This is a genomic window from Massilia sp. PWRC2 (genome assembly GCF_049896725.1).
Classification (GTDB): Bacteria; Pseudomonadota; Gammaproteobacteria; order Burkholderiales; family Burkholderiaceae_D; genus JAFCUW01.
Genome location: NZ_JAFCUW010000009.1, coordinates 130830 through 152064, shown reverse-complemented (window position 1 = coordinate 152064; position 21235 = coordinate 130830). Strand labels below are relative to the sequence as shown.

Annotated in this window: 22 protein-coding genes; 18 read left to right on the top strand and 4 right to left on the bottom strand. The window is 63.5% G+C overall.

Annotation, left to right across the window (positions count from 1 at the left end; all coding sequences use genetic code 11):
* Nucleotides 1–191 precede the first annotated feature (191 nt).
* The 13 genes from ACP7BZ_RS17765 to blaOXA (ACP7BZ_RS17705) all read left to right on the top strand — a co-directional run bounded on the left by ACP7BZ_RS17765 (nucleotide 192) and on the right by blaOXA (ACP7BZ_RS17705) (nucleotide 14421).
* The gene (locus ACP7BZ_RS17765) at nucleotides 192–683 is read left to right on the top strand and encodes a YqaA family protein (RefSeq protein ID WP_426115578.1); all 492 of its coding nucleotides are present in this window, start codon (nucleotides 192–194) and stop codon (nucleotides 681–683) included.
* A gap of 160 nt (nucleotides 684–843) precedes the next feature.
* Nucleotides 844–4866, top strand: coding sequence for a DUF3683 domain-containing protein (locus ACP7BZ_RS17760; RefSeq protein WP_426115576.1), 4023 nt, complete (start codon nucleotides 844–846; stop codon nucleotides 4864–4866).
* Complete coding sequence (locus tag ACP7BZ_RS17755; RefSeq protein ID WP_426115574.1) at nucleotides 4863–5291, top strand: HIT family protein; 429 nt, start codon at nucleotides 4863–4865, stop codon at nucleotides 5289–5291. The genes ACP7BZ_RS17760 and ACP7BZ_RS17755 overlap by 4 nt, the downstream gene beginning before the upstream one ends.
* 9 nt (nucleotides 5292–5300) lie before the next feature.
* Nucleotides 5301–5720 (top strand): gamma-butyrobetaine hydroxylase-like domain-containing protein, encoded by a 420-nt coding sequence (locus ACP7BZ_RS17750; RefSeq protein WP_426115572.1) that lies wholly within the window; start codon nucleotides 5301–5303, stop codon nucleotides 5718–5720.
* 108 nt (nucleotides 5721–5828) lie between these two features.
* The gene (ubiE, locus tag ACP7BZ_RS17745) at nucleotides 5829–6563 is read left to right on the top strand and encodes a bifunctional demethylmenaquinone methyltransferase/2-methoxy-6-polyprenyl-1,4-benzoquinol methylase UbiE (RefSeq protein ID WP_426115570.1); all 735 of its coding nucleotides are present in this window, start codon (nucleotides 5829–5831) and stop codon (nucleotides 6561–6563) included.
* A 10-nt stretch (nucleotides 6564–6573) separates the two neighbouring features.
* Nucleotides 6574–7512: a Tim44 domain-containing protein gene (locus ACP7BZ_RS17740; protein ID WP_426115568.1), complete on the top strand. Its 939-nt coding sequence runs from the start codon at nucleotides 6574–6576 to the stop codon at nucleotides 7510–7512.
* 134 nt (nucleotides 7513–7646) lie between these two features.
* Nucleotides 7647–8297 (top strand): ubiquinone biosynthesis accessory factor UbiJ, encoded by a 651-nt coding sequence (locus ACP7BZ_RS17735; protein WP_426115566.1) that lies wholly within the window; start codon nucleotides 7647–7649, stop codon nucleotides 8295–8297.
* Nucleotides 8297–9862 carry a ubiquinone biosynthesis regulatory protein kinase UbiB gene (gene ubiB, locus ACP7BZ_RS17730; RefSeq protein WP_426115564.1) on the top strand — a complete coding sequence of 522 codons (1566 nt, stop codon included), beginning with the start codon at nucleotides 8297–8299 and terminating at the stop codon, nucleotides 9860–9862. Before ACP7BZ_RS17735 ends, ubiB begins: the two co-directional genes overlap by 1 nt.
* A 3-nt stretch (nucleotides 9863–9865) precedes the next feature.
* A complete protein-coding gene (locus ACP7BZ_RS17725; RefSeq protein ID WP_426115562.1) occupies nucleotides 9866–10489 on the top strand; it encodes an SAM-dependent methyltransferase in 624 nt (207 codons plus the stop codon).
* A 58-nt stretch (nucleotides 10490–10547) separates the two neighbouring features.
* Complete coding sequence (locus ACP7BZ_RS17720; protein ID WP_426115560.1) at nucleotides 10548–10931, top strand: BlaI/MecI/CopY family transcriptional regulator; 384 nt, start codon at nucleotides 10548–10550, stop codon at nucleotides 10929–10931.
* Nucleotides 10928–12742, top strand: coding sequence for a class D beta-lactamase (blaOXA, locus tag ACP7BZ_RS17715; protein ID WP_426115558.1), 1815 nt, complete (start codon nucleotides 10928–10930; stop codon nucleotides 12740–12742). Before ACP7BZ_RS17720 ends, blaOXA (ACP7BZ_RS17715) begins: the two co-directional genes overlap by 4 nt.
* Before the next feature lie 24 nt (nucleotides 12743–12766).
* Nucleotides 12767–13621 (top strand): subclass B3 metallo-beta-lactamase, encoded by an 855-nt coding sequence (gene bla / locus ACP7BZ_RS17710; RefSeq protein ID WP_426115556.1) that lies wholly within the window; start codon nucleotides 12767–12769, stop codon nucleotides 13619–13621.
* A 23-nt stretch (nucleotides 13622–13644) separates the two neighbouring features.
* Nucleotides 13645–14421 carry a class D beta-lactamase gene (gene blaOXA, locus ACP7BZ_RS17705; protein WP_426115761.1) on the top strand — a complete coding sequence of 259 codons (777 nt, stop codon included), beginning with the start codon at nucleotides 13645–13647 and terminating at the stop codon, nucleotides 14419–14421.
* A gap of 10 nt (nucleotides 14422–14431) precedes the next feature.
* On the opposite strand, the gene ACP7BZ_RS17700 is transcribed toward blaOXA (ACP7BZ_RS17705), so the two are convergent.
* Together ACP7BZ_RS17700 and ACP7BZ_RS17695 are read right to left on the bottom strand one after the other, a co-directional pair.
* On the bottom strand, nucleotides 14432–14782 hold the full coding sequence (locus tag ACP7BZ_RS17700; protein WP_426115554.1) for a nuclear transport factor 2 family protein: 351 nt from the start codon (nucleotides 14780–14782) through the stop codon (nucleotides 14432–14434).
* Nucleotides 14783–14798: 16 nt separating this feature from the next.
* Complete coding sequence (locus ACP7BZ_RS17695; RefSeq protein ID WP_426115552.1) at nucleotides 14799–15083, bottom strand: hypothetical protein; 285 nt, start codon at nucleotides 15081–15083, stop codon at nucleotides 14799–14801.
* Between the two features lie 94 nt (nucleotides 15084–15177).
* Between ACP7BZ_RS17695 and ACP7BZ_RS17690 the strand changes: the two genes are divergently transcribed.
* The 5 genes from ACP7BZ_RS17690 (at nucleotide 15178) to ACP7BZ_RS17670 (ending at nucleotide 19591) form a co-directional block, all read left to right on the top strand.
* The gene (locus ACP7BZ_RS17690) at nucleotides 15178–15498 is read left to right on the top strand and encodes an FmdB family zinc ribbon protein (RefSeq protein ID WP_426115550.1); all 321 of its coding nucleotides are present in this window, start codon (nucleotides 15178–15180) and stop codon (nucleotides 15496–15498) included.
* Between the two features lie 84 nt (nucleotides 15499–15582).
* A complete protein-coding gene (locus tag ACP7BZ_RS17685; protein ID WP_426115548.1) occupies nucleotides 15583–16209 on the top strand; it encodes a DUF502 domain-containing protein in 627 nt (208 codons plus the stop codon).
* A 24-nt stretch (nucleotides 16210–16233) separates the two neighbouring features.
* Complete coding sequence (aspS, locus tag ACP7BZ_RS17680; protein ID WP_426115759.1) at nucleotides 16234–18030, top strand: aspartate--tRNA ligase; 1797 nt, start codon at nucleotides 16234–16236, stop codon at nucleotides 18028–18030.
* Between the two features lie 102 nt (nucleotides 18031–18132).
* Nucleotides 18133–18588, top strand: coding sequence for a dihydroneopterin triphosphate diphosphatase (gene nudB, locus ACP7BZ_RS17675; protein WP_426115546.1), 456 nt, complete (start codon nucleotides 18133–18135; stop codon nucleotides 18586–18588).
* A 34-nt stretch (nucleotides 18589–18622) separates the two neighbouring features.
* The gene (locus ACP7BZ_RS17670; protein WP_426115544.1) at nucleotides 18623–19591 is read left to right on the top strand and encodes a lysozyme inhibitor LprI family protein; all 969 of its coding nucleotides are present in this window, start codon (nucleotides 18623–18625) and stop codon (nucleotides 19589–19591) included.
* A gap of 113 nt (nucleotides 19592–19704) precedes the next feature.
* On the opposite strand, the gene ACP7BZ_RS17665 is transcribed toward ACP7BZ_RS17670, so the two are convergent.
* Nucleotides 19705–20421, bottom strand: a complete 717-nt coding sequence (locus ACP7BZ_RS17665) for an ABC transporter ATP-binding protein (RefSeq protein ID WP_426115542.1) — start codon at nucleotides 20419–20421, stop codon at nucleotides 19705–19707.
* On the bottom strand, nucleotides 20418–21233 hold the full coding sequence (locus ACP7BZ_RS17660; RefSeq protein WP_426115540.1) for an ABC transporter permease: 816 nt from the start codon (nucleotides 21231–21233) through the stop codon (nucleotides 20418–20420). The genes ACP7BZ_RS17665 and ACP7BZ_RS17660 overlap by 4 nt, the downstream gene beginning before the upstream one ends.
* Nucleotides 21234–21235 lie beyond the last annotated feature (2 nt).

The following is a 21235-nucleotide window of genomic DNA, read 5'->3' as shown; positions in this document are numbered from 1 at the left end:
GGCAGTCTAGGCAGTCAGTGGACATTCAAACGAAGCTGACCAGAACTGACCAGCACGGCGGATGACCGGTCTGGCAGTGCGACCCGCGTCCTGGATAGCGGACGCTGCATATCGTGTCGTTACAAGCAGTTTTCCTTATTATAATAGACGCCTCCCCGCCATGCCTGTGTCGCCGACCCGGGTCTTCCCTGATGATCGAGTCCGCCGTCCTGTGGCTGTTAAAACTGGTTGCCGCGCCCGCAGTGGGCTTGTGGTCGATCTTTTTAATTAGTTTTGTTTCCGCAACTTTGCTGCCGCTGGGGTCGGAGCCGGCCGTGTTCGCCGTCATCAAGGCCAATCCAGCGCTGTTCTGGTCCGCCATCCTGGTGGGAACGCTGGGCAACACCCTGGGTGGCGCCTTTGATTATTTGCTCGGTTACCGGGCCAAGCTGGCTTTTGCCAAAGAGCGCCGCACGCGCTGGTTTGGCTGGCTGGAACACTATGGACCGAAAACCATGCTGCTGTCGTGGCTGCCCGGCATAGGCGATCCCCTGTGCACCATGGCGGGCTGGTTGCACATGCCATTCTGGCCCAGCGTCGCCTACATGGCGATCGGCAAATTCGTGCGCTATCTCAGCATCACGTACCTGCTGCTGTATGTGCCGGACGGGGCCTGGAAAAAGCTCGGTGATCTGCTCTCTTGAGGGTAGATTGCTGCGCATTGCTTCGGTCTTTTTTGGTTTGACCAAATTTTAGGTTGTACAGGCTTGCTTCCATCGCCATTGCTTCGGCCCCCCGTCCAACGTGGTGCAGCGCAATACGCTAGAATGGTTATCCGCAGTTCAGCCCCTATGCCCTCACTCCATGAACGCCCCAGTCCAGATCCAGGCCCTCCTGTCCGACATGCCGCTCGGCCCGGCGCCCACGCGCTTGCGCGAAATCCCCTATAACTACACCTCGTTTTCCGACCGCGAAATTGTCATTCGCCTGCTCGGTGAAGACGCCTGGCAACTGCTCAACGAATTGCGCGGTTCGCGCCAGACGGGGCGCTCGGCGCGCATGCTCTACGAAGTGCTGGGCGACATTTGGGTGGTGCGCCGCAATCCCTATCTGCAAGACGACATGCTGGACAACCCCAAGCGGCGCGCCGAACTGATCGAGGCCTTGCACCACCGCCTCGCCGAAGTCGACAAGCGCCGCCTGGCCACCGGTAGCGACACGGACAGCGACGCTGCCGTCAGCGCTGCCCGCAGTGCCGCCGTCGAGCGTCTGCTGGCCGCCGCCCGCAAGGCAGTCGATGATTTTGGTGCCGAGTTCCGCGCCACCTATGACTTGCGCAAGCGCGCCCTCAAGGTGCTGGGGCGCTATACCGCCAAGCACAACATCTGCTTCGATGGCATCAAGCGCGTTTCCCACGTCACCGACGCCACCGACTGGCGCGTCGAATACCCCTTTCTGGTACTCACCCCCGACAGCGAGGATGAAATGGCCGGTCTCGTTACCGGTTGCATCGAACTGGGGCTGACCATCATCCCGCGCGGCGGCGGCACCGGTTACACGGGCGGCGCCATTCCCCTGACGCCCATGTCAGCCGTCATCAACACGGAAAAACTGATCGACCTCGGTGCCGTGGAAATGACGCGCCTGCCCGGCCTCGAGCGCGATTACGCCACCATTTATTCGGGCGCTGGCGTGGTCACCAAGCGCGTCTCCGACGCTGCCGACCGCGCCGGCTTCGTGTTCGCCGTCGACCCCACTTCGGCCGAAGCGTCCTGCATTGGCGGCAATATCGCGATGAATGCGGGTGGCAAGAAAGCCGTACTGTGGGGCACGGCGCTGGACAATCTGGCATCGTGGAAAATGGTCGATCCCAATGGCGACTGGCTCGACGTCACCCGCCTCGATCACAATCTGTCGAAAATTCACGACGCCCCATCTGCCACCTTCCTGCTCGAGTGGACCCACCCGAACGCCAAAGGCGAAGCGAAAAGCGCGCCCTTTAAGACGGAAACCCTGGTTATCCCCGGCAGCAAGTTCCGCAAAGAGGGCCTGGGCAAGGACGTCACCGACAAATTTCTGTCCGGTCTGCCCGGCGTGCAAAAAGAAGGTTGCGATGGCTTGATCACGTCGGCGCGCTGGATTTTGCACAAGATGCCGGCGCATGCGCGCACCGTGTGCCTGGAGTTTTTTGGCCAGGCGCGCGATGCCATTCCATCGATCGTGGAAATCAAGGATTACCTCGACAACTTGCCGAAGACGGGCGGTGCCCAGTTTGCCAGCGTGCGCCTGGCGGGCCTCGAGCACCTCGACGAGCGCTATCTGCGCGCGGTCGGCTACGCCACCAAGTCGAAACGCGCCGTGCTGCCGAAAATGGCGCTGTTCGGCGACATCGTCGGTGACGATGAAAACGCCGTTGCCATTGCCGCCTCCGAAGTGGTGCGGCTGGCCAATACCCGGGTCGGTGAAGGTTTTGTTGCCGTCAGTGCCGAAGCGCGCAAGAAATTCTGGCTCGACCGCGCCCGCACCGCCGCCATCGCCAAGCACACCAACGCTTTTAAGATCAACGAAGACGTTGTTATTCCGCTCGGCCGCATGGGCGAGTACACGGATGGCATCGAGCGCATCAACATCGAACTGTCGATCCGCAACAAGCTCAAACTGGTCGAGCAGTTGCGCGCCTTGATCGGCGGCGGCAACCTGCCGGTGGGCAAAAGCGACGATGCCAACGGCGAAGCGATCGGCATCGAAGAAATGCTGGGCGACCGCGTGCAGCAGGCCGATCTGGTGCTGGCAGCAGCGCAGGCGCGCTGGCTGTGGCTGCTCGACAATCTTGACACCGATTTGCAGGAAGGCCGCTACCGCATGGCCGAGCTCGGCCTGCAAGAGCTGGCCGTCGCCTTCGAACAGCGCCTGTATGGGCAGCCAAACGCCACCGTGTTCGACGTCGTCCAGGACCGCACCGTGCGCGTGTCGTGGAAGCAGGAAATCCGCGCGCCCTTGCGGCAGATTTTTAACGGTGCCGCTTTCAAGCTGATCCTCGATGAATTGACCGCCGTGCATGCCCGCGTGCTGCGCTCGCGCGTGTTCGTCGCCCTGCACATGCACGCCGGCGACGGCAATGTGCACACCAATCTGCCCGTCAATTCGGACGATTACGCCATGCTGCAAGATGCCCACCAGGCGGTCGAACGGATCATGGCGCTGGCGCGTTCGCTCGATGGCGTCATTTCTGGCGAGCACGGCATCGGCATCACCAAGCTGGAATTTCTGACCGAAGACGAGATCAGCGGCTTTCGCGATTACAAGCTGCGCATCGATCCGGAAGGGCGCTTCAACAAGGGCAAGCTGCTCAACCTCGATGGGTTTAAGGCCGATCTCACCAATGCCTACACGCCATCGTTCGGCCTGATGGGCCACGAATCGCTGATCATGCAGCAAAGCGACATCGGCGCGATTGCCAACAGCGTCAAGGATTGCCTGCGCTGCGGCAAGTGCAAACCGGTTTGCACCACCCACGTGCCGCGCGCCAATTTGCTGTATTCGCCGCGTGACAAGATCCTGGCCACGTCGCTGCTGGTCGAAGCGTTTCTGTATGAAGAGCAGACCCGGCGCGGCGTCTCGATCCGCCACTGGGAAGAATTCGAAGACGTCGCCGATCACTGCACCGTCTGCCACAAGTGCGTCACGCCTTGCCCTGTCAACATTGACTTCGGTGATGTGTCGATGAACATGCGCAATCTTTTGCGCAAGATGGACAAGAAGAGCTTCAAGCCAGCCAATGCGGCGGCCATGTTCTTCTTGAACGCCACCGACCCCACCACCATCAACGCGGCGCGGCTGGCGATGACGGGGATTGGGTTCAAGGTCCAGCGCATGGGCAATGCGATTTTCCGCAAGTTTGCCGCCAAACAGGTCAAGGCGCCACCGCCGACCACGGGCAAAGCGCCCGTGCGCGAGCAGGTGATTCACTTTATTAACAAGAAAATGCCGGGCAACTTGCCGAAGAAAACCGCGCGCGCGCTGCTCGATATTGAAGACGATAAAATCATCCCCATCATCCGCAATCCGAAGCTGACCAATGCCGACACGGAAGCGGTGTTTTATTTCCCCGGCTGCGGCTCCGAGCGCCTGTTTTCCCAGGTGGGCCTGGCGACGCAGGCGATGCTGTGGGAAGTGGGCGTGCAAACGGTGCTGCCACCGGGCTACCTGTGCTGCGGCTACCCGCAACGGGGCGCCGGCCAGTTCGACAAGGCCGACAAGATGATGACGGACAATCGTGTGCTGTTTCATCGGATGGCCAATACGCTCAATTATCTGGACATCAAGACCGTGCTGGTCTCGTGCGGTACCTGTTATGACCAGCTGGCGACCTATGAGTTCGATAAAATTTTCCCCGGTTGCCGCATCATGGACATCCACGAATATCTGCTGGAAAAAGGCGTGCGGCTCGAGGGCGTCAGTGGCACCCGCTACATGTACCACGAGCCTTGCCACAACCCGATGAAGCTGCAGGATTCGGTCAAGACCGTCAATGCGCTGGTGTCGACCTTTGACGACATCAAGATTGAAAAGAATGACCGCTGCTGCGGCGAGTCGGGCACCTTCGGCATTTCGCGGCCCGATATCGCCACCCAGGTGCGCTACCGCAAGCAGGATGAAATGGAAAAGGGCGCCGCCAAGTTGCGCGCCGATGGCTTTGACGGCGAAGTGAAAATCCTTACCAGCTGCCCATCCTGCCTGCAGGGTCTGACGCGCTACAACCACGATGCGGGTGCCACCGCCGACTACATCGTGGTGGAAATCGCCCGCCACCTGCTGGGCGAGAACTGGATGCCCGATTACGTCGCGCGCGCCAACAATGGCGGCATCGAGCGGGTGCTGGTATGAGTGCGCCCCCCCCTTGCGAGCTGTGCCAGCTGGCTGTCACGCCGCTCTGGCGCAGCGATCGGCTGGCGGTGATCCTGGTCGACGATGCCGCCTATCCCGGGTTCGTACGGGTGATCTGGCACGACCATGTGCAAGAGATGAGCGACTTGTCTGAATCCGAGCGGCTGGCGCTCAACGATGTGGTCAACCGCGTCGAGCTGGCCGTGCGCGCGGTCATGTCTCCCCATAAAATCAACCTGGCAAGCCTTGGTAACATGGTGCCGCACCTGCACTGGCACATCATTCCCCGTTACCTCGACGATGCCCATTTCCCGGCGCCCGTGTGGGCCGCCGCCGTGCGCGCGAGCGCGCCGTCGGTGCTAGCCGCCCGGCGCGCCTTGCTGCCCCAACTGAGCGCGGAGCTTGTGCGCCGCCTCACTGCATAAAGTGATTCAATGATGAGTAACCCTGTCCCTACCGATCTGACCGTCCACCAGCAGTCGCGGCTGCTCGACATCGCCTTCGACGACGGCGCCGCGTTCACCATGCCGTTTGAATACCTGCGGGTGTACTCACCCTCGGCCGAAGTCAAAGGCCATGGCGCCGGCCAGGAAGTGCTGCAACTGGGCAAACGCGACGTCGGCATCACCGACCTCGAGCCGGTCGGCAACTACGCGGTCAAGCCCACCTTTTCCGATGGCCATGACAGTGGCCTGTACACCTTTGCCTACCTGTACAAACTGGGCGCCGAGCAGGGCGCCATGTGGAGCGAGTACCTGCGCCAGCTGGAAGAAGCCGGTTTTCCCGGCGACAGCGGCCGCGCTCCCGGCGCCGCCATCCCCGGCGCGCCGACCAAGGCAAAAAGCTGCGGTTAAACAGGGTGTCCCACGCTTTCGCGCAGATTGCGGACGGGCACCGCGCCGCAAGCGTGCCTGCCGCTGCCTTGTATATAATGCAGCCACCATCAACCGGCAGCCCCACCCATGACCAACACCACCCATTTCGGCTACAAAACCGTCTCCGAGGACGATAAAGTCCACGAAGTCGCCAAAGTGTTTCACTCTGTCGCCGCCAAGTACGACGTCATGAACGACTTGATGTCGGCCGGCCTGCACCGCGCCTGGAAGATTTTCACCATCGCCAAGGCGGGTGTGCGTCCCGGCTTCAAGGTGCTCGACATTGCCGGTGGCACGGGTGATCTGGCCAAGGCCTTTGCCAAGCAGGCCGGGCCGACGGGCGAGGTGTGGCTCACCGACATCAACGAGTCGATGTTGCGCGTGGGTCGCGACCGCCTCTTGAACAAAGGCATGATGACCCCCACCTTGCTGTGTGATGCGGAAAAGCTGCCGTTTCCCGACAATTATTTTGACCGGGTCAGTGTCGCTTTTGGCTTGCGCAACATGACTCACAAGGACCTGGCGCTGGCGGAAATGCGCCGCGTGTTGAAACCGGGCGGCAAGCTGCTGGTGCTGGAGTTTTCCAAGGTCGCCGCACCCCTGCAAAAACCGTATGACCTGTATTCGTTTTCCGTGCTGCCATGGTTGGGCCAAAAAATTGCCGGCGACGCCGACAGTTACCGCTACCTGGCCGAATCGATCCGCATGCATCCCGATCAGGAAACCCTGAAAACGATGATGGAAACGGCCGGACTGGAACGGGTCGATTATTACAATCTGACGGCAGGTGTGGCCGCTCTCCACACTGGAATCAAACTTTAGGATGACAACAATGAAAAAATTTTTCGCCAGCACGATGATCGCTGTGACCCTGTTGTCGATGGTCGCTGAAGCGGCCGCCCGGCCACTCGGTGGCGGTCGTTCGATCGGCCGGCAGTCGCAGTCGGTGAGCCGTCAGCAGGCCGCCCCGGCGGCGCCAGTGCAACGCCAGCAAGCCGCGCCCGCCCCGGCGCCGGTGGCCCCGGCCGCCGTGCCAAAACCGGCGTCGCGCTGGAAGGGCATCCTGGGCGGCGCACTGCTGGGCCTGGGCCTGGGCGCCATGCTGTCGCACTTCGGTCTCGGCGGCGCCATGGCCTCGGCCATCAGCTCGATCCTGATGATCGCCCTGCTGGCCGCTGCCGCCTTCTTCATCTACAACATGTTCCGTCGCAAGTCGGCGCCGGCAACGGCGAACGGCGGCGGTTTCAGTGCGTTTAATTCGCCAGCCCCGGCAGGCAGTGCCACGCCTGAAATCGGTTCCGGCTTGAACAACAATGTCAATCAAGGCTACGCGCCGCAGCCTGCCGCTTTCGAGTCGCCAGCCGCCGCCAGCGCCGCCCCGGCAGCCACCTTCGGCGTGCCTGCCGACTTCGACAGCGCGGGCTTCCTGCGCCACGCCAAGTCGTCCTTCATCCGCATGCAAGCGGCCTGGGACAAGGCTGACACCAACGACCTGCGCGAATTTACCACGCCGGAAGTGTATGCCGAACTGAAGATGCAAATCCAGGAACGCGGCGCCAGCGCCGACTTTACCGATGTCGTCACCATCGATGGCGAACTGCTCGGCATCGAAACGATCGGCAACGAGTACCTCGCCAGCGTCAAGTTCACCGGCATGATCAAGTCGGCACCGACCGCAGCTGCCGAGCCGTTTGCCGAAGTATGGAATATGTCCAAGCCAACTACCGGCAATGGTGGCTGGGTGCTGGCCGGGATTCAGCAATTGTCGTGAAACGCCTGATTGTGCCAGCGTGCCCTAACGCACAGGGATTCTCGCCGGCAAACTGGTAAGATCGAAACCGCCCGTCGCCCGGGCGGTTTTTTTTGTTTATATCCTGAGATAATCCTGAGAGTATCCTGAGACCCATGCCCGCTGCTTCCCTGTTGCCCGATCTGAGCCTTGCCACGCCGGCCGTGGCGGCCATCAATCACCTGCTCGCGCAAGAGCCGTGGGCCCGCGATGCCCTGCGCCTGCATGCGGGCAAGCTGGCGCTGATCGATGCGGGCAGTATTGCCGTGCGCCTGCAAGTGACGGCAGACGGCATGCTGGCCGCCGGCACGGCGGCGCTGCCGGCCGCCGTGACCATCCGCATGCAACTGGCAGATCTGCCCCTGATCGCGCAACAGCGTGATCGCGCCTTCTCGTACGTCAAGATCGAGGGCGATGCCGAGTTTGCCAACACCATTTCCCAGCTGAGCAAACAGCTGCGCTGGGAACCCGAGGCCGATCTGCAACGCTTTGCCGGTCCCGTCCTTGCCACCCGCCTTGCCGGCAGCGCCCGCGCGCTGGCAGCGGCAGCGGCCAGTGGCCAGCGCAAGTTCGGTGAAAACCTGGCCGAGTTTTTGACGGAAGAACAAAGCGTGCTGGTGCGTCCGGCCATGCTCGAGCAGATGGGGGCCGACATCGTGCGCCTGCGCGACGACGTCGAGCGGGCCGCCAAGCGCCTCGCCCGGCTTGAGCACCAATTGAACAACACCACGGCCGCTGCCGTGCTGCCGCCCTCCCTGGACCGCTGATGATATTGAAATTCCTGCGCCTGCTGAAAATTCTGCGGGTGGCGACCAAATATGGCCTGGACGAGATTGCCATCTCCGGCTTCAAGGTGCCGCGCACCGCCAAGCTGATCAAGACCGTGGTGTTTTGGCGCGATATTTCCGCCCCCCGTGGCGTGCGCCTGCGCATGGCGCTCGAAGAGCTGGGGCCGATCTTCGTCAAGTTCGGCCAGGTGCTGTCGACGCGCGCCGACCTGATGCCGCCCGATATCACCGCCGAACTGGCCGCCCTGCAAGACCGGGTGCCGCCGTTCGACTCCGACCTGGCCATCGCGCAAATCACCAAGTCGCTGGGCGCCCATCCCGATCAATTGTTTGCCAGCTTCGAGCGCGACCCGGTGGCCTCGGCCTCGATCGCCCAGGTCCACTTCGCTGTGCTGAAAAACGGCAAGCAGGTGGCCGTCAAGGTGCTGCGTCCGGGCATGAAAAAATCGATCGATGAAGACGTCGCCCTGATGCACCTGGCGGCCGAATGGGTGGAACGCCTGTGGACCGAAAGCAAGCGCCTGAAGCCGCGCGAAGTGGTGGGCGAATTCGACAAATACCTCCATGACGAACTCGACCTGATGCGCGAAGCGGCGAATGCCAGCCAGCTGCGCCGCAACTTTGCCAATTCGAATTTGCTGATGGTGCCGGAAATGTACTGGGACTATTGTTCCAGCAGCGTCATCGTCATGGAACGCATGTACGGCATCCCCGTCTCGCAAATCGAGCGGCTGTCGGCGGCCGGCGTCGACCTGTCGAAACTGTCGAGCGACGGCGTGGAGATTTTCTTTACCCAGGTGTTTCGCGACGGTTTTTTTCATGCCGATATGCACCCCGGTAACATCCTGGTCTCGGTGGCGCCGGAAACGTTTGGTCGCTACATCGCCCTCGATTTCGGCGTCATGGGCACCCTCAACGACTTCGACAAGGATTATTTGTCGCAAAACTTTCTGGCCTTTTTCCAGCGCGATTACAAGCGCGTGGCCGAAGCCCACATCGAGTCGGGCTGGGCGCCAAAGAGCACCCGCGTCGATGAACTCGAATCGGCCGTGCGCGCCTGCTGCGAACCGATTTTTGATCGTCCACTGAAAGATATTTCGTTTGGGCAGATCCTGCTGCGCCTGTTCCAGACCTCGCGCCGCTTCAATGTCGAAGTGCAGCCGCAACTGGTGCTGCTGCAAAAGACCTTATTGAATATCGAGGGACTGGGGCGCCAGCTCGACCCCAACCTCGACCTGTGGAAAACCGCCAAGCCCTACCTGGAAAAATGGATGGGCGAACAGGTTGGCTGGCGCGGCCTGGTCGAGCGCCTGAAGGCGGAAGCGCCGCGCTACGCGCAAATCTTTCCGCAACTGCCGCGGCTGGTACACCGGGCGCTGGAAGGCGTGCAGCCGGGCGGCGCCGACACCGAGATGATGCGCCTGCTGCTGCTCGAACAGCGCCGCACCAACCGCTTGCTGGGCTTTTTTGTGTCCTTCACGGTGGCGCTGGCAGCCGGCTTCGGCGCCATCACGCTGTTCATTCACTACCACGGCGCTCTGTAAGCAATGAGCGCAGCGCCGGCCCCGTTGACGGTGCGCGATCCGCGCGCTGCCGCTTTCTGGGACGAGCGTTTTACGCGCGGCTTTATGCCCTGGGACCGCGGCGGCGTGCCGCACGACTTGCGCGACTTTGCCGCCGCCTCGGCACCGCTGGTGACCCTGATTCCCGGCTGCGGCGCGGCCTGGGAACTGGCCGCCTTGTGCGAGCTGGGCTGGGACGCCACCGCCATCGATTTTTCTGCCGCCGCCGTTGCCCACGCACAGGCCCACCTGGGACCGTGGCGAGATCGCGTGCTGCTGGCCGATTTTTTCACCTATGCGCCAGCGACGCCCTTGCAGCTGATCTACGAGCGGGCCTTTCTGTGCGCGCTGCCGCCCGCCATGTGGCCGCAGGTGGCGGCCCGTTACGCCCAATTGCTGCCAGCGGGCGCGCTGCTGGCCGGCTTCTTCTTTTTCGACAGCAATCCGAAAGGGCCGCCGTTCGGCATCAGCCAGGCGCAGCTGGACGATTTGCTCTTGCCCCATTTCGATTGCCTCGTCGATGCCGCCGTCAGCGATTCGATTGCCGTGTTCAAGGGCAAGGAGCGCTGGCAAGTGTGGCGCCGCCGCACCGAGGTGCACGGACAGTAATTGACAGTCATGCGACAACGGTCGCATAATTAGGCTACTCGTCACACCGGAGTGTCCCATGGCCGTCCCGTCCATTTCTGAACTCAGTCTGCTCAAGGCCCTGTGGCGCCAGCAGCCCCTGTCTGCCCGCGAAATCCACGAACGCATCGTCGACGAGCTGGACTGGTCGTATTCGTCGACCCGCAAGACGCTCGAGCGCATGCTGGAGAAGGGCATGGTACGCCAGGAAGTGCGGCACGGCATGCAGGTCTACCAGGCGGTACTGGAAAAGGTCGACACCCTGGCTGCCTTCGCCCATGATTTCGGCCGCCGCGTGATGGAAATCGACACGCCTTTGCCGGTCACCATGTTCACCGGCAGCAAACTGGTCGATGAAGCCGAACTGGCCCAGCTCGAGCAACTGCTGCACGACTGGCCGGAGGATGAAGGCGCCGCGTCATGAGCGCATTCGACCTGTTTTGCATGCGCTTCGCGCTGGCGACCATCGCCAGCCTGGCGGCCGGCGGCGCCGTGTGGGCGGTGCTGGCGCTGTGCCGCCGCTGGTTGCCGGCGCTGGCGCTGCAGCGCTCGGTGTGTTTGCTGGGCCAACTGGCCATCGTCGCCACCTTCGTGCTGGTGCTGGTGCCGCAAACGGCGCCGCTGCGCGCGGTGCCGGCCATCGACGTCAATGAAGTGGCCGCCAGCACGGTGGCGCGCGTGGGCGCCGCGCCGCTGGCCGCCGCCGTTCCAGCGACGGCGCTGGCCCCTGCCATCGACTGGCTGCTGCGTGCTGCCCAGCTGTGGCTGCTGGTGTATGGCGTGGGGATCAGCACGGCGCTGGCGCGCCAGTGGCGCAACCAGCGCACGCTGGACCTGCTGGCCCGTGCCGGCGTGCGCCTGGGGCCGCGCGAATGTTATGCCGGCATCCAGGCTGGCGCAGCGCTGGCCGTGTTCGAAGTCGACGCCGCCATTTCTCCCATGCTGGTCGGCCTGTTTCAGCCGCGCCTGCTGCTGCCCCGTCACTTGCGCGATTTTCCCGCTACCCAGCAGGGCCTGATCGTCAGCCACGAGCTGACCCACTGGCGCCGGCGCGACCTGCATTGGCTCGCCGCCGCCCTGGCCCTGCAGACGCTGCTGTGGTTTCATCCTGCCATGCGCCTGCTGCGCGCCCAGTTGTCGTGGGCCCAGGAACTGGCTTGCGACCGCGACGTGCTGGACGGCCGTCCGCAAGCCGAGCGCAAGGATTATGCGGGCGCCTTGCTGGCCCAGTTCAAAACCCAGCGCTGCCACGGCGCCATGCTGGCCTTCGCTGGCGCCAGTGTCTCCAGCGGCGCCAGCCTGGCTGCGCGCATCGGTCTGATCCGCGCGCCGCTGACGGCGGGCCAGGGCCGCCGCAGCCGTTCGCTGGCGCTGCTGGCGCTGGCAGCGGTGTTCATCGGCAACCTGAGCCTGCAACCGGCGCTGGCCTGGCACGCGGCGCCGCTGCCCTTGCCGCTGCTACTGCCATTGTCGGCACCGGCCAACAATACTGCCAGCGGCGCCCTCGATTGCACCCTGATCGTCGACGCCGCCAGCGGCCGCACCCTGCAGCGCGATGGCGACTGCGACACCCGCATCACGCCCGCCTCGACCTTCAACATTCCGGTGAGCCTGATGGGCTTTGACAGCGGCCTGCTGCACGACGCCCATACGCCGCTGCTACCGTATCGGCCCAGTTATGTCAGCTGGAACCCCGAGTGGCGGCGCGCCACCGATCCCACCAGCTGGATCAAGAACTCCACCGTCTGGTATGCGCAGCTGGTCACCGGCAAACTGGGAGCGGCGCGGCTGGCCCGTTATCTCGACGGTTTTAGTTACGGCAACCGCGATGCCTCGGGCGACCGCGGTCGCAACAACGGCTTGACGATGTCGTGGATCAGCTCATCGATGCAGATTTCGCCAAGCGAGCAGGCAGCTTTCCTGCGCCATCTGGTCAACCGCAATTTGCCGGTCAGCGCCCAGGCAGTCGATCTGACCGCCCAGTTGCTGCAACTGCCCGCGCAGGACGGCTGGCAGGTGTACGGCAAGACCGGCACTGCCAGCCCGGTGCTGGCCAATGGCCAGGCCGACCCGGCCCGCTCTTATGGCTGGTTCGTCGGCTGGGCCACCAAGGGCACGCGCACGCTGGTGTTTGCCCGCCTGCTGCTCGACCAGAAACGGCCGGGCAGGGCGGCCGGTCCGCTGGTCAAACAGGCGTTTCTGGACGGCTTGCCGGCGCGTCTCGATGCGCTCTAATTACTGTTTAACAAGGAGACTCCCATGCAAGTGACTCGCCTGGCGCTGCTGTGCGCGCTAACGGTATCGGCCCTGCCGGCGCTGGCCGATGACTGGAACGCGCCGCAAGAACCGTTCGCCATCTACGGCAACACCTACTATGTGGGCGTGCGCGGCCTCAGTTCCGTCCTGATCACCTCGCCCGACGGCCACATCCTCATCGATGGTGGCACGCCGCAGTCGCCGGTGCAGATCGTCGCCCACATCCGCCAGCTCGGTTTCAAGGTCGAGGACATCAAGTTCATCCTCAATTCGCACCAGCACTTCGATCACGCGGGCGGCATTGCCGAATTACAAAAGCTGTCGGGCGCCACCGTCCTGACCAGCAAGGCTGGCGCTGCCGTGCTCACCAGCGGGGTGGCCGACAAGGCCGACCCCCAGTACAGCAACTTGCCGGCCATGGCGCCGATCGCCCGCGTGCGCGCGCTGGCTGACGGCGACGTCGTCAAGCTGGGCAGCCTGCAGGTGACGGCCCATTACACGCCTGGCCACGCGCCAGGCGGGGTCAGCTGGACGTGGCAGGCGCGCGAAGGCACGCGCAGCGCCAGCATGGTGTTTGCCGACAGCCTGAGCGCCTTTGCCGCCAAACCGTTTCGCTACAGCGGCAGCGCCAGTTACCCGCAGGCGCGCGCCGATCTTGAGCGTTCGATTGCGCTGATCGCTGCGCTGCCGTGCGACATCCTGATTGCCGCCCATCCCGAGCTTGGCGACCTGTGGACCCGCAAGGACAAACAAACCACGCTGGGCCACGCCGCCTTCATCGACAGCGCCGCTTGCCGCACCTACGCCGCCAAGGGACAGGCGCGCCTGCTCACCTTATTGAAAGAAGAAGCCAAATGAAGCGAGTGCACAGTCTCGTCGCTATGCTACTGCCGCTACTGCTGCTGTCGACCGCGCCCATGCTGGCGCAAGCGGCCGAGTGGCGCGAAGACCCCCGCATCGATGCCCTGTTCGCCGACAGCGGCGTGCGCGGCACTCTGGTGGTGCACGACGTCGCCGCCGATGCCTACACGGTGCACGACCGCCAGCGCGCCCGCCAGCGTTTTGTGCCCGCCTCGACCTTTAAAATTCCCAACAGCCTCATTGGCCTCGACAGCGGCGTCGCCGCCAGCGTCGACACGGTGTTGCCGTATGGCGGCGGCACGACGTCGCGACCCGAGTGGGCACACGACATGTCGCTGCGCGAGGCCATCAAGATTTCCAATGTGCCCCTCTACCAGGGCATGGCGCGCCGCATCGGCTTGCAGCGCATGCAGGACAAACTGCGCACGTTTGACTATGGCAATGGCGAGATCGGCAGCCGGGTCGACAATTTCTGGCTCAAGGGGCCATTACAGATCAGCGCGCTTGAACAGACTGGCTTTTTACAAAGGCTGGCGCAGGACCGCCTGCCGTTTTCAAAGGCCGCGATGGCGGCGGTGCGCGACATCACGCGCCAGGACGGCAGCGCCGACCTGCACGCCAAGACGGGCCTGGGCGGCACCGCCAACCCGGACATCGATATCGGCTGGTGGGTCGGCTGGCTGGTCAAGGACGGCAAGCTGTACACCTTTGCCCTGAATATCGATGTGGTGGGCGATACCGCCGCCAAGCGCGTGCCGCTCGGCAAAGCGGCGCTGACGGCGCTGGGTTTGCTATAAGCCTTGAGGTTCAGGCAGGAAACGACCACATGTTGTGAATGCGTCCATCGCGCACCTCGAACACCGCCACTACCTCGAGCGGCGTGTCAGCCACGCCCCAGATGCGCTCGTGATCGAAGACGCGGCTGCCGTTGACGATGCGGTTGATCAGTTCGGCGCGCAGGGCGGGGCGGTTGAAGCGCTCACTGGCATAAAAATCGGCCAGTGCCGCCTTGCCCTCGATGGCGGCGGTGAGCGCCGGCATGCGGTAGACCTTGATGTCGTCGGCGAAATGGGCCATGAAGGCGGTCAGGTCGCGCTCGTTGTAGGCGGCGAATTGGGATTCGATTACTTGCAGTGGCGTGGTCATGTCGACAGTCATGTCAAAGTTTTCCCAGTCAGGGCCGCGCGCGATCAGCAACAGGCTGACAAACCCGCACGGCAGGTGAAAAAAAGCCCGCATGTGCGGGCTTTTCAATACTTGCTTCTTGTATGCCATGCGGCGACGGATCGCGCAGGTTTCTGTTTCTTGTCTTGGTGCGTGCTGCGGGAGTGGCGTTATCCCCGCCACCAACGTCATGCGTCAGTGGTTGATATTTAATCACCGATGTTGGTAGCCGGCAAATACTTTTTGTACACAGCACATGAAATACAACACTCGACCGTATTTTGCCGGCCGCCATGGCGGCGTCCTCGCGGACCTTTTGCCGATGATGGTCGATAGCGGTCCTAAAAGCTTTATAATTCAGGGTTTTGACGATTTTTGCGGAGTTATCGATGCCGATTTACGCTTACCGCTGCGATGAATGCGGGTTTGCCAAGGATGTGTTGCAGAAGATGTCAGACCCGGTTCTGACGGTCTGTCCATCGTGCGGCATGTCGTCCTTCAAGAAGCAACTGACTGCCGCTGGCTTCCAGCTCAAGGGCACCGGGTGGTACGCCACCGATTTCCGCGGGGGCAAGGCGCCAGCCACCGGCACGGCCAGCGGACCGGTCGAAAAGCCCGCCGCTGCTTCTGCGTCTGCTGCGTCTGGTAATGCTGCTGCCGACAGTGCGCCAGCGGCCAAACCGGCGACCCCAGCCGGCGACAAGTCCTGAGCCTGCACAGGGCGCTGGCGCCCTGTGCGGTCAAGGAACCGTCCAAGCAACATCCAAGAACACAACCGGGAACCCGACTACACCATGCGTAAATATTTCATCACAGGCTTGCTGGTGCTGGTGCCCCTGGCCATCACGGCGTGGGTGCTCAACCTGGTGATTGGCACCATGGACCAGTCGCTGCTGATTCTGCCCAAGCAGTGGCAGCCGCGCGAACTGTTCGGCTTTGACATTCCCGGCCTCGGCACCATCCTGACGGTGCTGATCGTGTTTGTCACCGGGCTGTTGACCAACAACCTGGTCGGCAACTACGTGGTGCGCATGTGGGAAAAGCTGTTGCAGCGCATCCCCGTGGTCAGCTCGCTGTATGGCAGCGTCAAGCAAGTGTCTGATACCCTGTTTTCGTCGTCGGGCAATGCGTTTCGCAAGGCCGTGCTGCTGCCATACCCGCATGCCGATGCGTGGACCATCGGTTTTCTGACCGGCGTGCCGGGCGGCGACGTGCGCAACCACCTGGTGGGCGACTTCGTCAGCGTCTACGTGCCGACCACGCCGAACCCGACGTCGGGCTTTTTCCTGATGCTCGAACGCAGCAAGGTAATCGAACTCGACATGAGTGTCGATGCCGCCCTCAAATACATCGTCTCGATGGGCGTCGTCGCCCCCGAGCACCTGCCGGTGAAATCCCCGGCAGCGTCTGAAATTAACTAACCTGGATCGAAAACTATGTCCTCCATGCGTACTCACTACTGCGGCCTCGTGACCGAAGAACTGCTGGGCCAAACCGTCAGCCTGTGCGGCTGGGTTCACCGTCGCCGCGATCACGGCGGCGTCATTTTCATCGACCTGCGCGACCGCGAAGGCCTGGTGCAGATCGTCTGCCACCCGGACCATGCCGCCGTTTTCAAGGCGTCCGAGTCGGTCCGTAACGAATACTGCCTGCGCATCACCGGCACCGTCACCAACCGCCTTGAGGGCACCGTCAACAGCAACCTCAAGTCGGGCAAAATCGAAATCACCGCCACCAGCGTTGAAGTGCTCAACGCCTCGGTCGCCGTGCCGTTCCAGTTAGATGACGACAACCTGTCCGAAACCACCCGCCTGACCCACCGCGTGCTCGACCTGCGCCGCCCGCAGATGCAAAACAATCTGCGCCTGCGCTACAAGGTGACAATGGAAGTGCGCAAGTACCTCGACAACCTCGGCTTCATCGACATCGAAACGCCGATGCTGACCAAGTCGACGCCGGAAGGCGCGCGCGACTATCTGGTGCCGTCGCGCGTGAATGCGGGCAAATTCTTCGCCCTGCCGCAGTCGCCGCAGCTGTTCAAGCAGCTGCTGATGGTGGCCAACTTCGACCGCTACTACCAGATCACCAAGTGCTTCCGCGACGAAGACTTGCGCGCTGACCGCCAGCCTGAATTTACCCAGATCGATTGCGAAACCTCCTTCCTGTCCGAACAGGAAATCCGCGACCTGTTCGAAGACATGATCCGCGTGGTCTTCAAGAACACCCTCGACATCGACCTGCCAAACCCGTTCCCGGTGATGGACTATGCCAACGCCATGGGCCTGTACGGTTCCGACAAGCCGGACATGCGCGTCAAGATGGCATTTACCGATCTCACCGAGATCATGAAGACGGTCGATTTTAAAGTGTTCGCCGGCGTCGCCAACGCGGTCGGTGGCCGCATCGTCGGTTTGCTGGTGCCGCAGGGCGGCAACATGCCACGTTCGGAAATCGATGCCTACACCCAGTTCGTCAGCATCTATGGCGCCAAGGGCCTCGCTTACATCAAGGTCAACGAGAAGGCCAAGGGCCGCGACGGCCTGCAGTCGCCGATCGTCAAGAACCTGCACGACGAAGCGCTGGCACAGATCATCGAACTGACGGGCGCGCAGGATGGCGACCTGATTTTCTTCGGCGCCGACAAGGCCAAGATCGTCAACGACGCCATCGGCGCGCTGCGCGTAAAAATCGGTCACTCCGACTTCGGCAAAAAGGCTGGCCTGTTCGAAGAGCGCTGGGCGCCGCTGTGGGTGGTCGACTTCCCGATGTTCGAGCACGACGAAGAAAGCGGCCGCTGGAACGCCACCCACCACCCGTTCACGGCGCCGAAAGACGGCCATGAAGACATGCTCGAAACCGATCCAGGTGCGTGCATCTCGAAGGCCTACGACATGGTCTTGAACGGCTGGGAACTGGGCGGCGGTTCGATCCGTATCCACCGTGAAGAAGTGCAGAGCAAGGTGTTCCGCGCCTTGAAAATCGATGCGGAAGAAGCGCAACTCAAATTCGGCTTCCTGCTCGACGCCTTGCAATACGGCGCGCCACCGCACGGTGGCCTGGCCTTTGGCCTGGACCGCATCGTCACCATGATGACCGGTTCGGACTCGATCCGCGACGTCATCGCCTTCCCGAAAACCCAGCGCGCGCAGTGCCTGTTGACCAACGCGCCGTCGGAAGTGGACGAGAAGCAGTTGAAAGAGCTGCATATCCGCCTGCGTAACGCCGAGCCAAAAGTCGTCTGACACGCCCCCCGCTCGCGTGATTGCATCAAGCCGGCTTCTGGCGAAGCCGGCTTTTTTTTCGGCCGCCGATGGCATCGGGCGTTTTACGGTAATCTAACGGCCATGCCGCATAAAATTCCCGAATCCGTGCTCGTCGTCATCCACACGTCCGACCTGGAGGTGCTGCTCATCGAGCGCGCCGACAAGGCGGGCTTCTGGCAATCGGTCACCGGTTCGCTCGACAGCCTCGACGAACCCCTGATCAGCACCGCCGCGCGCGAGCTGTTCGAAGAAACCGGCATCGTTGCCGATGGCCAGACTATCGTCCTGCGCGACTGGCACATGACCAATGTCTACGAAATTTATCCCGTCTGGCGCCACCGCTATGCGCCCGGCGTGACGCAAAACACCGAGCACGTATTTAGCGTGTGCGTGCCGCGCGCGGTGGCCATTACCCTCAGCGCGCGCGAGCATGTGCAGCATGCGTGGCTGCCCTACCTGGAAGCGGCCGACCGCTGTTTTTCGTCGTCGAATGCGGAAGCGATATTGCAGCTGCCGCAGCAGCTAGGGCAGGGCTGACATGCGCCTGCGCCGGTGCTTACCCCTGGGCGCGATGCTGGCACTCCTGGCACTGTTGGCCTGGCCGGCACTGGCACAGGATTATCCCAACACGCAAAATTTCGGCGGCGCCCCTGACCGGCAGGCGCCGTGGTACCAGATCTGCATGCGTGTGCAGCATGCCGCGCCGAAGCTGCCAGCGGCCCTGGAGTCCCACTGCGACGCTGACACCTTGTATTACACCAAGCTCGATCAAGCCGTCACCAGCGCCGCCGAATGGGCTGCGGTGCGCAGATGCGCCAGTGCGACCGGCGACACCGACGTGCTGTCGATGCTGTACGCGAACGGCCTTGGGGTGCCACGCGACCTTGACGTCGCCACCCATTACGCCTGCAGCGCGGGCGGCGCGCCGGCCGAAATGGAAGGGCGCGTGCTGCACCTGTCGACGTTGGCGGCGGGTGCGCGCTACGACCAGTGCGACGACATCACCAGCGGCATGATGGGAGGCGTCTGTTCAGCCATACGCGCCGCGCGCGCCGGCCGCGTCGAGGCGGCCTACGTGGCGCGTTTGCGGGCGTCGCTGCCGGCGCTGCAGGGGCGCGCGCTCGACCGCCTGGTCAAGGCCAACGCCGCCTTCGCCACGGCGCACGGCGACCGGGAAACGCCGCGTGGCGGCACCGGCTACAACGGTTTTGTCGTCGACGCGCAGGCGCGCGAGACCGAGTGGCTGCGCGAGCACCTGGCGGCATTTGAAAAAGGCGTGTTCAAGGTGCCGCCGCCAGCGCAGTACGCGCTCGACGACGCTGAACTCAACCGTCTGTATGGCGAGCGCATGCAGACGCTGTCCAGCGACGCCGGTACCGACGCCATCAGCGCGACCGACATTCGCACCACCCAGCGTGCCTGGCTCGCTTACCGCGATGCGTGGCTGGCGTTTGCCGCGCTGCGTTATCCGCAGCTGCCGGCGGACTCGCTGAAGGCCTTGCTGACGCAATGGCGGCTGCGGCAGCTGACGTCCGGTTGACGCAGGGGCACAGGCACCGCGGGCAAAGCGCGCGGTGCCTGTGCCAAGGTTGCAGCAGCGACTGCGTCGGCCCGCCACCAACGCCTCGCCTTGCTGGGCCAATCAACATTGGCTCAGGCGCGCAGCGCCAGACCCCCTGCTGCATGCAGTCGCGCCAGGATGCTGTTCCTGACCGCCGCGCCGCTGCCGTCATCGCGCGGCCGCGCGGCCGGCAGCGCATAGTCAGTCACGCCATCGCCCAGCAGCACGATACGGTCACCGAGGAAGAGCGCCTCATCGATGTCGTGCGTCACCATCAACACCGTCACCGCGTGTTCGCGCGCCACCGCCAGCAGCAGTTCCTGCAGCTGCATGCGGGTGAGGGCGTCGACCGCCGAGAAAGGCTCGTCGAGCAGCAGCACGCGCGGGCGCCGCACCAGCGCGCGCGCCAGTGCCACCCGCTGCGCCTGACCGCCCGACAGCTGGTGCGGCAGGGCGTCACCACGTCCGGCCAGCCCCACCTCGGCCAGCAGGGCGGCGATGCGCTGGTCATCAAAGCTGCCACCAAAGCCGATATTCTGCGCCGCCGTCAGCCACGGGAACAGGCGCGGCTCCTGGAACACCATGCCAATGGCATCGACCGGACCGGTGACGGCCACGCCGCCCAGCAGCACCTGGCCCTGGTAGGCCGTATCGAGGCCGGCGGCAATCGCCAGCAGCGTGCTCTTGCCGCCGCCGCTGGCGCCCACCAGGCTGACAATCTCGCCCGGCGCCAGCGCCAGCCGGATGTCGCGCAAGATGCTGCGCCCGCCCAGCCGTTTTTCGGTCACCGCCATTTGCAGCAGCGTCATGGGTGCTCCTGTGGCGCAAAGCTGTCGCGCCAGTGCAGCCAGTGCTTTTCCAGTGCGCGCATGGCAGCGTCGCTGGCCTTGCCCAGCATGGCCAGCAGCACGATGGCGGCGAGCACGATGTCGGCGCGGCTGGTTTCGCGGCCATCGGACAGCAGGTAACCGAGCCCGCGGCTGGCGGCAATCAGTTCAGCGGCCACCATGAACATCCACGCCAGCCCCAGGCCATTGCGCAAGCCCGTCATCAGGGATGGCAGCGCCGCCGGCAGCAGCACGCGCCGCAGCAGCGCCAGCTGCCCCAGGCGATACAGGCGGCCCACTTCGACCAGCTTGCGATCGACGCCGCCAATGCCAGCAACTGCCCCCATGTAGACGGGAAAAAAGGCGCCAATGGCGATCAATACCAGCTTGGGCGTTTCATCGATACCGAACCACAGCAGCAGCAGGGGCACCCAGGCCAGCGAGGGAATCGCCCGCAACGCCTGCAGGGTGGGGTCGAGCACGGCCTCGGTGCGGCGACTGACTGCCACCGCCGCCCCCAGCACCACGCCCAGCGTGGCGCCGGCGACAAAGCCCAGCAGCACGCGCAGGCTGCTGCTCACCACGTGACCGGCCAGGCCGTGGCCGCCCAGCCAGATGATGGTCTCGACTACCTGGCTGGGCGCCGGCAGCAGGTTGGCGGGGACGACGCCACCGCGCACCAGCACTTCGGCCAGCACCAGCAGCGACAGTGGCAGCAGCAAACCGAGGGGCAGGCGTGGCCACGCCAGCCGAAGGCGGGGCCTCACCGCCAGGCGCAGCGAGCGGGTGTTCATGG